Genomic DNA, 13366 nt, shown 5'->3' with positions numbered 1-13366 from the left:
CGGAGGGTGGTGTGCCGCACGCGATGCTGTTCTGGGCGTTCCTGCTGCTTTTCGCCGGGACGTTGCTGGTGATGGTGCAGGCCGATTTCCTGACTCCCTTTTTCCGCTTCAGTCTGCTTTCGGGCGACTTCTACCGGGTCTACTCCCTTGTGCTCGATCTCGCCGGTCTGCTTGCATTGTTGGCGCTTGGTGTGCTGGCGGCGAGGCGTTACGTCATCCGTCCACCGGGGCTTGAGAGCACCCCTGCCGACGCACGCATTCATCTGCTGCTCTTCAGCATCCTCTTGACGGGCTTCATCGTCGAAGGGGTCCGTATCTCAGCAACCGAACTGCGCGACAATCCCGCTCTTGCACTCTGGTCTCCGGTTGGTTACCTCTTTGCCACGCTGTTTTCCGGCATGAGCGTCCATGCGCAGCGGTCTGTGCATCAGGCGTTGTGGTGGTTGCACCTGCTGCTCGGGCTTGGTTTCGTTGCCATCATTCCGTGGACGAAGCTGCGCCACATTGCCACCACTAGCGGCAACAGCTTTTTCGAGCCGCACGAGCCGAAAGGCACGCTTGCCCCGCTCGATCTCGAAGACGAGAGCGTTGAGCGGTTCGGGGCGTCGGTGGTTGGCGACCTGAGCTGGAAAGACCTCTTCGACGCCGACGCCTGCACCTTGTGTGGACGCTGCCAGCAGCGCTGCCCTGCGTACCTCACCGGCAAGCCGCTTTCGCCGATGAAGGTGATCAACGATATCGGGGCGGTAGCTGGAACGGAAAACGACAAGTCGCTGATCGACACGGTTTCACGTGACGCTCTCTGGTCGTGCACCACCTGCGGTGCGTGCGAGGAGACCTGCCCGGCGAGCATCGAGCATGTCGGCAAGATCATCGAGATGCGCCGCAGCCTCGTGCTAATGGAGGGCGAGTTCCCCGGCGACGAGGCCCGCCGCGCCTGCGACGCCATCGAAATCAACGGCAATCCGTTCGGCCTTTCCCACTTGTCGCGAGGCGAATGGGCCAAGGGCCTGCCGGTCAGTGCCGCCGATGGCAAAATCGAAACGGATATTCTCTACTTCACCGGTTGCTACGCATCGTTCGATCCGCGCAATCGCAGGGTTGCCGAAAGCTTCATCAAAATTTGCGAGGCGGCGGGTGTCAGCGTCGCGATGCTCGGCAAGGCGGAGCGGTGCTGTGGCGAACCGGCGAGGAAGCTCGGCAACGAGTACCTCTACCGGATGGTCGCCGGGAGCAACATCGCCGCCATCCGTGCGGCCAAAGTGAAGCGCATCGTTACAGCCTGCCCGCACTGTTTCAACACGTTGGTGCGAGATTACCGTGAACTCGGGCTGGATGTGCCGGTCGAACACCATTCAACCTTCATCCGGCGGCTCGTCGGCGAGGGGCGTCTCAAACTGCATCAGGAGTCCTTCAGCGCCACCTATCACGACTCCTGCTATCTTGCCCGGTACCAGGATATTATCGAAGCGCCTCGTCTTGTGCTTGAAGCCGCAGGCGGCAGACTGACCGAAATGGAGTGGTCGGGCAGCGAAACCTTCTGCTGCGGCGCAGGCGGCGGGCGCATTCTTGCCGAGGAGAAGCTGGGCATGCCGATTGTTGATGAGCGCTTGCGGATGGCAAAGATGGCCGGTGCATCGACGGTGGCGACCGCCTGCCCCTTCTGCCTGAGCATGTTTGAAGACGGTCTGAAACGCGAACCCGCCGAATCCCGGCTTGACGTGCTCGATCTTGCGGAGATTGTCGCCCGGAGGATCGAACGGCATTGAGGGATCAGATTACCATTCGATCACGATGTGGATTGTGCCGAGTCCGGAACTTTGATAACCATTTGAAAGGATTATGATGACACGCATTGAAATCGGCGAGCGTATCAGGCGCCTGCAAGCGCGTCTTGCTGAAAGCGGGATGCAGGCAGCGCTTTTGCTGATGCCCGTCGATATTTTCTACTTCACCGGTACGCGCCAGAACTCGGCGCTCTGGGTTCCCGCCGAGGGTAAGCCGGTGCTGCTCGTGCGCAAAAGCCTCGTTCGAGCAAAAGCTGAAGGGCTGATCGACGACATTCGCCCCTTTCCGTCGAGCAAGGAGCTTTCGGCGCTACTCGGCCGCGAAGGCGACAAGGTTGGCATGACCTTCGACGCCGTGCCGATGGCGCAGCACGCCTGGTACTCGAAGGTGTTGCCGGGGCGTACTTTCGCCGACGTCACCATGATTGTGCGCGAGCTGCGCTCGGTCAAGTCATCTGCCGAAATTGAGATGCTCCGCCACAGCGCCGAGATGCTGGTCTCGATTTTCTTTGAAGTGCCGACTTTCCTGAAAACGGGGATGCGTGAGGTTGATCTCGCCGCCGAAGTGGAGTACCGGTTGCGCAGGATCGGCCACGAGGGGTACGTGCGGATGCGGGCGTTTAACCAGGAGCTCTTCGGCGGCATGGTGGTGTCGGGCGGCGCGGCGAGCTACGGCTTTTTCGATGGGGCTGTCACCGGCAAAGGTCTTTCGAGCGCCTCGCCACAAGGAGCGTCTCTCGATGCAATTCGAGAGAACGAGCCGGTGCTGGTCGATTTTGCCGGAGTTTTTAACGGTTACATTATTGATATGACCCGCATGTTTGTCATCGGCAGGCTCGACCCTGAATTGCAGCGGGCATTCGATGTTTCGCTTGAAATCCAGGAGGCGGTGCGTCGGGCGATGGTGCCGGGAGCGATCGGCGAGGAGATTTACAAGCAGGCCGCCGCGATGGCCGAAGCGGCAGGTCTCGGTTGTAACTTCATGGGAATGCCGGGCGAGCAGTCGCGCTTCGTTGGCCACGGTGTTGGCCTCGAGCTCGACGAACTGCCGCTGCTCGCGCAAGGTTTTGGCATGCCGTTGCAGGCAGGCCAGGTGGTGGCCGTCGAGCCGAAATTCGTCATTCCCGGCAAAGGAGCGATCGGCATCGAGAACACCTTCGTGGTCACGGAACATGGCGGTGAACGGCTGACCGGATTATCCGACGAAGTTGTCGAGCTTTGATGCGGGCAATAAAAAAGGCTCCGGTTTTTCCGGAGCCTCGATAAGGCGTATTGACAATGCCTCTCAGAAGCTGTACCTGATACCAGCAAGGATATTGCTGCTGGCAAGCGACACCTTGGCTCCGTCAAATTTTGCATCGGATGGCGAGAGGTAGCGATACCCCAGGTCAAACGTTGTGTTCTTGGCCGCCTTGATGCCGACGCCAGCGCCAAGCTGCCAGGCGAATTCGGTGCTGCTAGGTGAACCGGACATGTTGCCGCCGCTGATCGATGCATCGGCAACTCCAAGCCCACCCATGACATAGGGCGATACGACGGAGTCCTTCATCGGAATGTCGTAATAGCCGTTGGCCATGAAGGTCCACATGGACACATGGGCTCCACGAGGATCGGCATAGTCGGAAGAATCGACACTGTTCCGGTGGTAGCCAATCTCAGCCTCCACGCGCACATCCTGATTTTTCAAACCGACAGCGCCGTTGATCAGGTAGCCGGTTTTGTACTTGATCGCATCGTTATTTCCATTGACTGTCGAGTTGTTCAGCAATCCGAGGCCGCCTGAAAGGCTGACGTAGGGACTCTCCGCTGCCTGTGCCAATGACGGCGCGCTGCATACTCCTGCCACCAGCAGGGGGAAAATCATTTTTTTCATGGTTGTCCTTTGTTTTGATTTTTTCATCGTTTATCAGAACATGAGCCACTGCTCAATCAAAAGCTTGCAAAAAAATTACAATTATGCAACAGGCAGCCGAATCCTGAAAACTGCCGGTTTCATTGGTATTTTAACGGTTTTTCAGTTGCCAGTTCGATACTTGCTCACTACGTTGTTCATGGATATGGCTTTCCGGTACGTTCGTTGGCCGGATTGCGAGCTGGTTTCCATGAAAGGTGTTTGATTTTCTTACCTCATGAACATACTTGTCTGTGTAAAGCAGGTCCCGGATATGGAGGGGCATTTCATTTCGAATTCATCCGGCAGCTGGTTCGATGAGGCCGGACTTGCCTGGCGGATGAACGAGTATGACACCTTTGCGGTTGAAGAGGCCATTCGGCTTAAGGAGCAGCTTGGCGGCGAAGCGCGGGTGACGGTGCTCTCCGTCGGCCCGGCGCGGGTGGTCGAAACGATTCGCAAGGCGCTCTCGACGGGATGCGACGACGGCGTGCACATCGTCGACCCGGAAGCGCCCGAGCGCGATCCGTGGCAGATCGCCTCGATGATCGCCGGATTTGCCGTCGGGCGCGGGTTCGACCTCATTTTTACCGGTATGCAGTCCGAAGACCGAGGCTCCGCGCAGGTCGGCGTGCTGGTGGCCGAACGGCTTGGCATCGCCTCCGTGACGGGTATCACGGCGTTCGAGTGGCAGGATGGCGCGATGACGGTCGAGCGCGAACTCGAAGGCGGACGCAGGTGCAGGCTCCGCCTGAAAGCTCCGGCGCTCATGACCTGCCAGCTCGGTCTCAACTCGCCGCGCTATCCTACCCTGCCGAACATCATGAAATCAAAACGCACAATGCTCACCGTTCTGTCTCCGGAATCGGTCGGACTTGAATCGCCGAAAGTATTGTCCTGCAATTTCCGCCCCCATGAACCCAACGGTGCGGGTGTGATTCTCGAGGGCGACGCCGGGGCGATGGCTGCTCGGGTGCTTGAAATTCTCGAAGCTAAAGGGCTCGTTTCCGGCAAAGGAGGTGCGCGATGAAGCTGCTGCTTGTTGGCGAAGTTCGCGACGGTCGCGTCACCGCCGAAACCGCCGAGTTGTTCGGATTCGCAGCTTGTTTTTCTGCGGAGGTTTCGATGGTGCTGGCTGGATCGACTGACGATTTGCCCTCATTCGAGGGAAAGCTCTATCGCGCGGATGGCGTGAACGCGTTCGATCTTGCCTGTCACAAACGGCTTGTGCTGGCCGCCGTCGAGCGTGAGCAGCCGGACGCCGTGGTGTTTCTGCACTCCTCGCATGGCTGGGAACTCGCGCCGCGCGTGGCGTTTGCGATGCAGTCGGCTCAGGTGTCCGGGGTTGTGGGACTCGACGACGGCGGCTACGTGGTCGAAAGCTGCAACGGCAAGATGCGCCGCACCGTCAAGCCGCTGACCGACCGCGTTGTGCTGACGCTTCAGCTGGGCGCGTTCGATGCTCCGGCGATGGCGGGGATTCCCGAAGTGACCGCTCTCGATGTCGAACCGGATTCGACCATCGAGTTTCTCGATTGCGTCCAGCCTGAGCGGGGTATCGATCTGACTCGCGCAGGGGTGATTGTCAGTGCCGGGCGCGGCGTCGGGAGCGCGGAGCGCGTCGAGCTGGTGCGGGCGCTCGCCGATGCGCTCGGCGGCGAAGTCGGCGCGAGCCGCCCGGTGGTCGATGCCGGATGGCTCGAACGGGCGCGGCAGGTGGGGTCGAGCGGCCAGAGCGTTTCGCCCGCGCTCTACGTGGCGTGCGGCATCTCCGGTGCGATCCAGCATCTTGCCGGAATGAAAGGCTCCGGCTTTGTGCTCGCCATCAACACCGACCGCGACACGCCCATCACGAGCGTGGCCGACGTGCTCGCCGTCGCCGACGTGGCCGAGTTCCTGTCCGCCCTGACGGCGGCGATTCGGGCGAGGCGGTGAGCGGGCAGTTTTTTCAACGACAATCAAAACGCGGATGAATCAGCAAACCTACGCCTTCACGCTTGAAATGGAGGTGCGCGACTACGAGTGCGACATGCAGGGCATCGTTAACAACAGTGTCTATCAGAACTATCTCGAACACGCGCGGCACGTTTATCTCAAAACGGTTGGCATCGATTTCAAGGAGTTCACCGAGCGGGGCATCAACCTCGTGGTTGTCCGCGCCGAGTTGGACTACAAGTTGCCCCTGCAAAGCGGCGACCGCTTCAGGGTCGGCCTGAACATGGTGCGCCAGTCACCGCTGCGATTCGCTTTTTACCAGGACATCCTGCGCCTGCCGGACATGAAGCCCGCAGTCAAAGCCAGAATCATCGGCACCGCCCTCAACGGCCGAGGCCGCCCGGAAATTCCGGCAGAACTCGAAGCGCTAATGCAGCCGGGCGAGTGAGCGTCGCATTTACGAATCGAAACCGCGCAGGTTCAGCGAGTAACGATTGTCGGCATCGACGACGAGAAGCTTCCGTTCGAGCAGATTTTTCAGGTCACGCCGCGCGGTCATCTCGGAGACTTTTCGATATAGCATTGCGTAGGGCATCGCCCGCTGAAGCTCGTGCAGTGTGAACGGTTTGCCCGACGGATCGTCGAGCAGAAGCGCGAGCAGATCGTTTTGCCGCTTCGTGATTGCCTTGTTGCTAACGAGAAAATGGAGGTAATCGCGCATCGCCAGCACCCGGATGAAATTCGCGATGCGGTTTTTCATTTGCTGCAACGATTCGATCACGCCGTGCAGGTTGAATTCGAGAAACGGCGTGACATCCTTGCTTGCGCGGATGGTGTCGGAGAAGGCGCGGTAGTAGTCGTCAACATGCCGGTAATAGTAGTTCGAGAGCATCTTGGGGACGTAACGAATCCCTGCCGCCTGGAGCAGCATCGCCTCGATCAGCCTTGCGGTACGTCCGTTGCCGTCCCAGAAGGGGTGGATCAGCGAGAAGTGGAAGTGCGCCAGCGCCGCCTGCACGAAAACGTTCTCGTTCAGGAGGTCGTCGCTGTCGATCCAGTCGATGAACTCCCGCATCAGCATCTCGACATCCTCGATGATTTTCGGTGGCGTGTAGATACCGCCGTGCGCCTTGTTGCCGACCTTGACCATGCCGTTTCGGTACGTGCCGGGGATGTTGTCCTCGTACGGCAGGCCGCTCGTGATCTGGCGGTGGAGGTCGCGAATGTGCTCTTCGGTCAGGAGACGCGAAGTTGCGAAGTTCGCCTTCTGCTCGTCGAGCCACCGGTATGCGCCGATGAGGTTGGTAATTTCGAGCCTGTCCTTTGCCGTGTGGCCCGCATCGGGTATTTTCCCATCGTCGAGTTCCCGTACCTCATCGGCGCTGAGAGAATTTCCTTCGATAGCGGCGGTTCCGGCGACTGAACTGTACAGAAGCTCCGGATCGATCTGTGACGACCACTTTGGCAGAATCGGCAAATCGCTGATGGCGGAGTTGAGGGTTGACGCCTCGACGAGCAGCTTCTCGATGCGAGGCTTGTCGTACTGGTCGCAGAATATGAACTTGCCCGACTTGAAGGTTATGACCTCTTTCATGATGCCAGAAATGTTAGTTATTTTGTTACACTCAATGAGTTATAAAATAAACCATTAGCAAGACAGGGCGGTTCATTTTTGTTAAACTTTTTTACAAGATTTGTTAACGATTTCTGCAAGAATCATCAAGAATCATTGAAGAAAGCGTGAATCTTTTTTTCACTACTGTTATCTGCTTATGAAACCACTCAAAGAGGTTGTCGGGGCGTATCTGGCGCTTTCGGATGCGCAACGCCAGCTGGTTGCGGGCGAGTATGACGAGGCGGCGGCGAATTGCCGCAGGGCGATGGAAATTTCGCATACCATGCCGCCGGAGGAGGCGTTCGATCACGCCGGGTTCGATGCGTTCTGCCATGCCGGCCTGGCCGAGGCACTGGCGGGGCTTCGGTCGTTCGACGAGGCGCTCCACTCCGCCGACAAGGCGTTGCACTACTTCAACCGGCGTGGCGAGCTGAATCAGGATGAGGGCAAGCTTTGGATTTCGGCGGTCTATAGCCGCGCACTGGCGCTCGACGGGCTCGGGCGCGGCGCGGAAGCGATGCCGGAGTTCAAGAAGGTGGTCGAGATGATTGAGGAACGCAAGGGCGAAACGCCGGGCAAGGAGCGGATGATGGAGGTTGCTATCGACCGAATCGCTCAACTCGGCGCGTCGAACCAGCAGAAAAAACCGGGCTACAAGGCGTGGTGGGAGTTCTGGTCGTGACGGCACCGGATACTGTCCGCACCATCCTTGTCGTGCGCCTCAGCGCCATCGGCGACATCGTGCTGACCACCCCCGTGCTTGCCGAGCTGCACAAAGCTTTGCCGCAGGCGCGGATCGACTATTGCACCAAAGCGCCTTTCGTGCCGCTCGTTGCGTCGAATCCTGCTGTGGCTTCCGTTGTGACGCCGGAGTCGCTTGCTGCCGGATCGGCTTATGATCTGGTGCTCGATCTTCAAAACAACCGCCGCTCGCGTGCCTTTGTCCAGAAACTCCGGGCAGGCAAGGTTACGCGCTACCACAAACGTAACTGGAAAAAGCTGTTGCTGGTGCAGTTCAAGATCAACGTTTCGGCTGGCTATTACTCTGTCGTCGAGCGTTACGGCGAGGCGCTCGATGGTCTTGTGCCGAAAATTACTGCTCCGTGCGCCCTCTATCCGTCGCTGGAGGAGCGTGCGTTCGCCGCCGAAGCGCTCGGCGCTGATGGCCCTGTGCTGGCGGTCTGCTTTGGGGCGAACCACTTCACAAAGCGCTATCCGCTCGAACGTTTCGCCCGGATCATCGAGCTGGTCACATCCCAAACTCCGGCGCGCGTTCTGCTGCTCGGCGGCAAGGAGGACGAGCCGGAGGCCGCGAAGCTTATCGCGATGCTTCCCGAAGCGGCGCGAAGCCGCGTGCTGTCGCTCGCTGGAAAGGCAACGCTCATGCAATCGGCGGCGCTGCTCTCCGGAGTCGATGCGGTGCTTACCAACGACACCGGCCTGATGCACATCGCTTCGGCATTCGGCAAAAAGCTCTTCGTCATTTTCGGCTCGTCGGTCAAGGAGTTCGGTTTCATGCCGTGGGGGGTGGAGTACGAGCTGTTCGAGACGTCGGGTCTCAAATGCCGCCCATGCTCGCACATTGGCCGCGCAGCCTGCCCGAAAGGGCACTTCCGCTGCATGACCGAAATCGGGCCGGAACGCATCGCGAATCGCATCGTTGAAACGCTCAATGAGAAATCATCATGAATATTTTTACCTGGAACATCAACGGCATCCGCGCCCGAAAGGAGGCGCTTGCCGCGTGGCTCGACAGCCGTAAGCCGGACATCGTCGTGCTCGAAGAGATCAAGGCGCAGGTGAGCGAGATTCCCGAAACAATCAGGGATTTCGCCGGTTATCGCAAATTCTGGAACGGTTCGACCTTCAAAAAAGGGTACAGCGGCGTCGGCCTGCTCGTCCGCGACGGCAGCCTCGACGAGTTCACCTGCGAGCCGCCACCGTTCGACATCGAGAACCGAACGCTGGTGCTGCACGCCCCGCAGTTTACCCTTATCGGAACCTACGTGCCGCGTGGCGACGGGGAGGAACGCTACGCGGTGAAGCTCCGCTATCTTGCCGATCTGAAAGCGTTTATTGCTGAACTTCTCACCGAAGGGCGCGAGGTCATTCTCCTTGGCGACATCAACGTGGCGCTTCGCGATATCGACGTGCACCGCTCGCAGAACAAGCCCGGCGCCATCGGTCTTCGTCCCGAAGAGCGGGCGGCTATCGAGGCGCACCTTGGACTTGGGCTGCTCGACATCGTCCGAGAGCTGAATCCCGACAAAAAAGACCTGTTCACCTGGTGGCCCAACTGGAAATTCGCCCGCGAGCGCAATCTCGGCTGGCGCATCGATTGTATCTATCTTACCCCCGCTCTTGCCAGAAAAGTCTCCGGAGTCTCGGTTGATCTCGACGAGAAAAGCTCCGACCACGCGCCGGTATCGGTCAAACTCTCTTTGTGATTGATGGTTGTAAAAAGGCTGTTAACAATGCTGTATTCGAGGCGTTGGAAAACAAAAGAAAAATTTTTACCTTGCGTGTCCTAAAACGCGAATGGTGTTCGTGCGTCCGCATGAAGCCGTGAAAGCAGGGATGCGCAATACCTGTTTTCCGCCATTTGCACAGTATGACTTCACTCAAAAACAATTGCGCTATGAATACACTGAAACAGTATGAATGCACCGTCATCATTGACGGCGGCCTTCAGGATGATGCCATTGCTGCAGTCATGGAGCTGGTCAAAAAGACAGTTACCGACAAAGGCGGCGTGATCAACAATGTCCTGGAAGTCGGAAGAAGAAAAATGGCCTACCTTATCCGCAAGACCTCCATCGGTTACTACGCACACATCGAGTTCGATGCCGTGCCGTCGGTTATCGCCGAGATCGAGCGAGTGTTCCGCTATGAAGAGGCTATTTTGCGGTTCCTTATCATCCAGTTGAGCTCTCCGCTGCTCGAGATGCGCAAGCGCGTCGAGAAATACAGCGTCATGCTCGGCAGCCCGGAAGACCAGGCTGAAGCTGAGGCTGACGCTGACGCCAAGAACTGACGGCCGATCGCACCCGGTTTATTGTGTGAATGACGAAACGATTCCATTTGTGAACAAAAAGGAGTAGATGCTATGGCGGAACTGAAAATGCCTGAAATCAACAGCGTCATCATTGCCGGCAACCTTACCAAAGACCCTGTCTTCAGACAGACTAATTCAGGTGGAACGCCAGTTGTCAATTTTTCCATTGCGTGCAATCGCAGGTTCAGAGACAGCAACCACCAGTGGCAGGAAGATGTCTGCTACGTCGGCGTGGTCGCCTGGAACAAACTTGCCGAAAGCTGCCGGGACAACCTGAGAAAAAGTTCGGCAGTGCTGGTTGATGGCGAGTTGCAGAGCCGCACCTGGAAAGCTCAGGATGGCACGTCGAGAACCGTGGTTGAAATCAAGGCCAGAAGGATCCAGTTCCTCAACAAGAGGAAGAAAAACGGAGAGGATGACGAAGAGGGCTTTATCGAGGACGATACGCATGAAACCCATCATCTCGACGATGACGGGCATATGTACGAATACAAGTACCTCTCTTCCGACTGAGAACGGGCACATTGTTCTGCAATAATTGGAACAGGCAGACGATGGGTCACAAGATCATGCAAGCAAAATTCTGAACAAAATCAATGAGACAGAAATCATCACCGTCGCAGGGCAGCAAATCATTGAGCAATGCTCTGGCATCGAAGAAGAAAGTGTCGAAAAACCAGGTGGTTTTCTTTGACTATCGCGATGAGCGCAAATTGAAACGCTTCATCAACGACCAGGGAAAAATCATCCCCCGCCGTATTACCGGCCTGTCGGCCAAAGAGCAGAGCCTTCTGACCCATTCGATCAAATGGGCAAGGTTTCTGGCTATTATTCCTTACGTTGCCGACGAATACAAGTAAGTGGTTGTCCACGAAAAATTAATTATTCAGAACGAGGAAACAGACCGTGAAAATAATTTTAAGAAAAGATGTGGCAACCCTTGGCGATGCCGGTGAAGTGGTCACCGTCAAGAACGGGTATGCCAATAACTACCTGATTCCGCAGGGCTATGCCATCCGTGCTACCGAAGGCACGCTCAAGGCGCTTGAAACCGAAAAGAAACAGCAGGCTCGCAAAATCGAGCTTCAGCGCACAAATGCTCGCGAACTTGCCGCGAAGATCGAGCAGATGACGCTGAAGGTGCTTGCCAAGGCTGGTGAGTCGGGCAAGCTATTTGGCACCGTGACCGCCGGGGACATTGCCGAAGCGCTCAAAGCGCAGGGGGTTGATATCGACCGTCGCAAAATCCATCTCGAAGCTCCGATCAAGGCTCTCGGCAAGTACGAGGCCGATGCGAAGCTTTTCATGGATATTACGGCAAAGCTTAGCATCGAGGTTGAAGCAGAAGGCGCAAGCGAGGAGTAATCTCACTTCGCAGCCTCCGCGGATCGATTTTGTGATCCTGGCATATCGAGCAAAATACGCCTTATGACCTCTGTGTCATGAGGCTTTTTTTATGTTTCTCTGTTGTAAAATCTTCGGGTCTGGCGTACCATTACTCTTAAGACGGCATCTCTTCAAATCGAGCCGTGCTTTGTGCAGTATCCAGCCAAACCCAATCCAGGGAGCGCCCCATGAAACAAACTCTTCTTCAGGAAAAATACCCTATCTACATTCTCGAACTTGAAAAAGAAGAGACCTCTTTCGGTAGCGTCGATGATATTGTGGCCTACTTTCGCGAAAAAGTCGAATCGCATCCATTCGCGGTGCTTATCGGCGAGTTCGACCATTACGGTCACACCTCTCTTTTGCCAGAGGGGCAGATAGGCGAGGGGATTACCGCCGCCAAAAACATCGTGTTCTGTTTCGGTAAAGAGTTGATGAACCCCAAGATGCTGGCTGTTCGTCCGCGCTCCATTGGCGTGGCCGAGATGGACGGGCACTTTGTCATCAGCTTCCTCGAAGCGCCGAATCCTGCGGCCAACGCTTCGATGGAGGAGTGGACGCTGGCGCTGAAAAACCCCGTGTCCGCCTGATTCAGGAGTCTGACGGAAATGAAAAAGCCTCGCGAGCGCAATGTTCACGAGGCTTTTTTATTCTATCAAACCAGGCTTCACGCCATGAACTGGCTGAGCATCCGGACGTCGTTTTCGAAAAAGAGCCGGATGTCGTCGATCTTGTAGCGCAACAGCGCCGTGCGATCGACCCCCATGCCGAAGGCGTAGCCGGTCCACTCCTCCGGATCGATGCCGCAGTTGCGCATCACGTTCGGATGCACCATGCCGCAGCCCATGATTTCGAGCCAGCCGGACTTCTTGCAGACGCGGCATCCCTTACCACCACAGAGGTAGCAGGTGACGTCCACTTCAGCCGATGGTTCGGTGAAGGGGAAAAAGCTCGGTCGGAATCTGAGCTTCACGTCGCTGCCGAACATCTGGCGGGCGAACGAGTAGATTGTGGCCTTCAGGTCGGCGAACGACACGTTTTTGTCGATGTACAGGCCTTCGAGCTGGTGGAAGACGCAGTAGCTCCGTGCGCTGATCGCTTCGTTGCGATACACCTTGCCGGGGCAGATCACCCGAATCGGCGGCTTCTCGTCGAGCATCACCCGCACCTGTACCGGTGAGGTGTGCGTGCGGAGCAGCACGTCCCCCTCTTCCTGGCCTCGCGTGATGAAGAAGGTGTCCTGCATGTCGCGGGCCGGGTGGTTCGGCGGAAAGTTCAGGCGGTCGAAGTTATACTCGTCGAGTTCAAGCTCCGGGCCGGTGGCGATGCCGAACCCCATCGCGGTGAAGATGCGCTTCATGTCGCCCAGCACCTTCTGCACGGGATGTTCCGAGCCGAGGAACGAGCGGCGTCCCGGCAGGGAGAGGTCGAGTGCTGGTGCCTCAGTCTCCGCGTTTTGCGCGAAGAGGCTTTCGGCATCGGCAACTTTCGCTTCTGCCGAGAGCTTGAGCGCGTTGAGCAACTGCCCTATGCGAGGCCTGTCAGCGGAATCGACGGTTTTGAGCTGGCCGAACAGGCCGGCGATTTTGCCCTTACGCACCGTGAACTCGAGCTTGAAGGCCTCGAGTTCCTTTGCGTTCCGGATCTGGTATCCGTCAATCTCCTGCTGCAGTTGCTGAATGCTTGTCTCCATAGGG

16 protein-coding genes (1 of these 16 only partly in view) are annotated in these 13366 nt (G+C 57.5%); 13 read left to right on the top strand and 3 right to left on the bottom strand.

The window, feature by feature from the left end; all coding sequences use genetic code 11:
• Positions 1-1769, top strand: the 3' portion of a protein-coding gene (locus AYT24_RS09700) for a (Fe-S)-binding protein (RefSeq protein WP_010933800.1). It extends 220 nt beyond the left edge of the window; 1769 of the gene's 1989 nt are visible here — the last part of the coding sequence; the start codon falls outside the window, past its left edge; the stop codon is at positions 1767-1769.
• A gap of 73 nt (positions 1770-1842) precedes the next feature.
• Positions 1843-3009, top strand: coding sequence for a M24 family metallopeptidase (locus AYT24_RS09695; RefSeq protein WP_164927165.1), 1167 nt, complete (start codon positions 1843-1845; stop codon positions 3007-3009).
• A 63-nt stretch (positions 3010-3072) separates the two neighbouring features.
• Here AYT24_RS09695 and AYT24_RS09690 read toward each other — a convergent pair whose 3' ends face one another.
• The gene (locus AYT24_RS09690) at positions 3073-3660 is read right to left on the bottom strand and encodes an outer membrane protein (RefSeq protein WP_164927164.1); all 588 of its coding nucleotides are present in this window, start codon (positions 3658-3660) and stop codon (positions 3073-3075) included.
• A gap of 256 nt (positions 3661-3916) precedes the next feature.
• Between AYT24_RS09690 and AYT24_RS09685 the strand changes: the two genes are divergently transcribed.
• From AYT24_RS09685 to AYT24_RS09675, 3 genes are read left to right on the top strand one after another with little or no spacing between them, the layout of a single operon-like run.
• A complete protein-coding gene (locus tag AYT24_RS09685; RefSeq protein WP_010933796.1) occupies positions 3917-4708 on the top strand; it encodes an electron transfer flavoprotein subunit beta/FixA family protein in 792 nt (263 codons plus the stop codon).
• Positions 4705-5613 carry an electron transfer flavoprotein subunit alpha/FixB family protein gene (locus AYT24_RS09680; protein WP_010933795.1) on the top strand — a complete coding sequence of 303 codons (909 nt, stop codon included), beginning with the start codon at positions 4705-4707 and terminating at the stop codon, positions 5611-5613. Before AYT24_RS09685 ends, AYT24_RS09680 begins: the two co-directional genes overlap by 4 nt.
• Positions 5614-5647: 34 nt before the next feature.
• Complete coding sequence (locus AYT24_RS09675; protein WP_010933794.1) at positions 5648-6061, top strand: acyl-CoA thioesterase; 414 nt, start codon at positions 5648-5650, stop codon at positions 6059-6061.
• A gap of 9 nt (positions 6062-6070) precedes the next feature.
• On the opposite strand, the gene AYT24_RS09670 is transcribed toward AYT24_RS09675, so the two are convergent.
• Positions 6071-7207 carry a Fic family protein gene (locus AYT24_RS09670; protein ID WP_010933793.1) on the bottom strand — a complete coding sequence of 379 codons (1137 nt, stop codon included), beginning with the start codon at positions 7205-7207 and terminating at the stop codon, positions 6071-6073.
• Positions 7208-7385: 178 nt separating this feature from the next.
• Between AYT24_RS09670 and AYT24_RS09665 the strand changes: the two genes are divergently transcribed.
• The 8 genes from AYT24_RS09665 (at position 7386) to AYT24_RS09630 (ending at position 12259) form a co-directional block, all read left to right on the top strand.
• Complete coding sequence (locus AYT24_RS09665; protein WP_010933792.1) at positions 7386-7910, top strand: tetratricopeptide repeat protein; 525 nt, start codon at positions 7386-7388, stop codon at positions 7908-7910.
• A complete protein-coding gene (locus AYT24_RS09660; protein WP_010933791.1) occupies positions 7889-8917 on the top strand; it encodes a glycosyltransferase family 9 protein in 1029 nt (342 codons plus the stop codon). The genes AYT24_RS09665 and AYT24_RS09660 overlap by 22 nt, the downstream gene beginning before the upstream one ends.
• A complete protein-coding gene (locus AYT24_RS09655) occupies positions 8914-9675 on the top strand; it encodes an exodeoxyribonuclease III (RefSeq protein WP_010933790.1) in 762 nt (253 codons plus the stop codon). The genes AYT24_RS09660 and AYT24_RS09655 overlap by 4 nt, the downstream gene beginning before the upstream one ends.
• A 191-nt stretch (positions 9676-9866) precedes the next feature.
• A complete protein-coding gene (gene rpsF, locus AYT24_RS09650; RefSeq protein ID WP_010933789.1) occupies positions 9867-10262 on the top strand; it encodes a 30S ribosomal protein S6 in 396 nt (131 codons plus the stop codon).
• 72 nt (positions 10263-10334) lie between these two features.
• A complete protein-coding gene (locus AYT24_RS09645) occupies positions 10335-10796 on the top strand; it encodes a single-stranded DNA-binding protein (protein ID WP_164927163.1) in 462 nt (153 codons plus the stop codon).
• 83 nt (positions 10797-10879) lie between these two features.
• Complete coding sequence (gene rpsR, locus AYT24_RS09640) at positions 10880-11143, top strand: 30S ribosomal protein S18 (protein ID WP_164927162.1); 264 nt, start codon at positions 10880-10882, stop codon at positions 11141-11143.
• Between the two features lie 46 nt (positions 11144-11189).
• Positions 11190-11648 (top strand): 50S ribosomal protein L9, encoded by a 459-nt coding sequence (rplI, locus tag AYT24_RS09635; protein WP_010933786.1) that lies wholly within the window; start codon positions 11190-11192, stop codon positions 11646-11648.
• A gap of 209 nt (positions 11649-11857) precedes the next feature.
• The gene (locus AYT24_RS09630; protein WP_164927161.1) at positions 11858-12259 is read left to right on the top strand and encodes a DUF6858 family protein; all 402 of its coding nucleotides are present in this window, start codon (positions 11858-11860) and stop codon (positions 12257-12259) included.
• A gap of 77 nt (positions 12260-12336) precedes the next feature.
• On the opposite strand, the gene pheS is transcribed toward AYT24_RS09630, so the two are convergent.
• Entirely contained in the window at positions 12337-13362 is a 1026-nt protein-coding gene (gene pheS / locus AYT24_RS09625) for a phenylalanine--tRNA ligase subunit alpha (RefSeq protein ID WP_010933784.1), read from the bottom strand.
• Between the last annotated feature and the right edge of the window lie 4 nt (positions 13363-13366).

This window comes from Chlorobaculum tepidum TLS (assembly GCF_000006985.1).
GTDB classification, from domain to species: domain Bacteria; phylum Bacteroidota; class Chlorobiia; order Chlorobiales; family Chlorobiaceae; genus Chlorobaculum; species Chlorobaculum tepidum.
Note: the sequence above shows the minus strand (reverse complement) of the source record. Positions and strands in the feature narration are given on the sequence as shown.

Excerpts from the sequence above, each read along its gene's own strand:
- AYT24_RS09690 (WP_164927164.1), bottom strand. The coding sequence starts at position 3,660 with ATGAAAAAAATGATTTTCCCCCTGCTGGTGGCAGGAGTATGCAGCGCG.
- pheS (WP_010933784.1), bottom strand. The coding sequence starts at position 13,362 with ATGGAGACAAGCATTCAGCAACTGCAGCAGGAGATTGACGGATACCAG.
- AYT24_RS09645 (WP_164927163.1), top strand. The coding sequence starts at position 10,335 with ATGGCGGAACTGAAAATGCCTGAAATCAACAGCGTCATCATTGCCGGC.
- AYT24_RS09685 (WP_010933796.1), top strand. The coding sequence starts at position 3,917 with ATGAACATACTTGTCTGTGTAAAGCAGGTCCCGGATATGGAGGGGCAT.
- AYT24_RS09675 (WP_010933794.1), top strand. The coding sequence starts at position 5,648 with ATGAATCAGCAAACCTACGCCTTCACGCTTGAAATGGAGGTGCGCGAC.
- AYT24_RS09695 (WP_164927165.1), top strand. The coding sequence starts at position 1,843 with ATGATGACACGCATTGAAATCGGCGAGCGTATCAGGCGCCTGCAAGCG.
- AYT24_RS09665 (WP_010933792.1), top strand. The coding sequence starts at position 7,386 with ATGAAACCACTCAAAGAGGTTGTCGGGGCGTATCTGGCGCTTTCGGAT.
- AYT24_RS09680 (WP_010933795.1), top strand. The coding sequence starts at position 4,705 with ATGAAGCTGCTGCTTGTTGGCGAAGTTCGCGACGGTCGCGTCACCGCC.
- AYT24_RS09655 (WP_010933790.1), top strand. The coding sequence starts at position 8,914 with ATGAATATTTTTACCTGGAACATCAACGGCATCCGCGCCCGAAAGGAG.
- AYT24_RS09630 (WP_164927161.1), top strand. The coding sequence starts at position 11,858 with ATGAAACAAACTCTTCTTCAGGAAAAATACCCTATCTACATTCTCGAA.
- AYT24_RS09670 (WP_010933793.1), bottom strand. The coding sequence starts at position 7,207 with ATGAAAGAGGTCATAACCTTCAAGTCGGGCAAGTTCATATTCTGCGAC.
- rpsF (WP_010933789.1), top strand. The coding sequence starts at position 9,867 with ATGAATACACTGAAACAGTATGAATGCACCGTCATCATTGACGGCGGC.
- rpsR (WP_164927162.1), top strand. The coding sequence starts at position 10,880 with ATGAGACAGAAATCATCACCGTCGCAGGGCAGCAAATCATTGAGCAAT.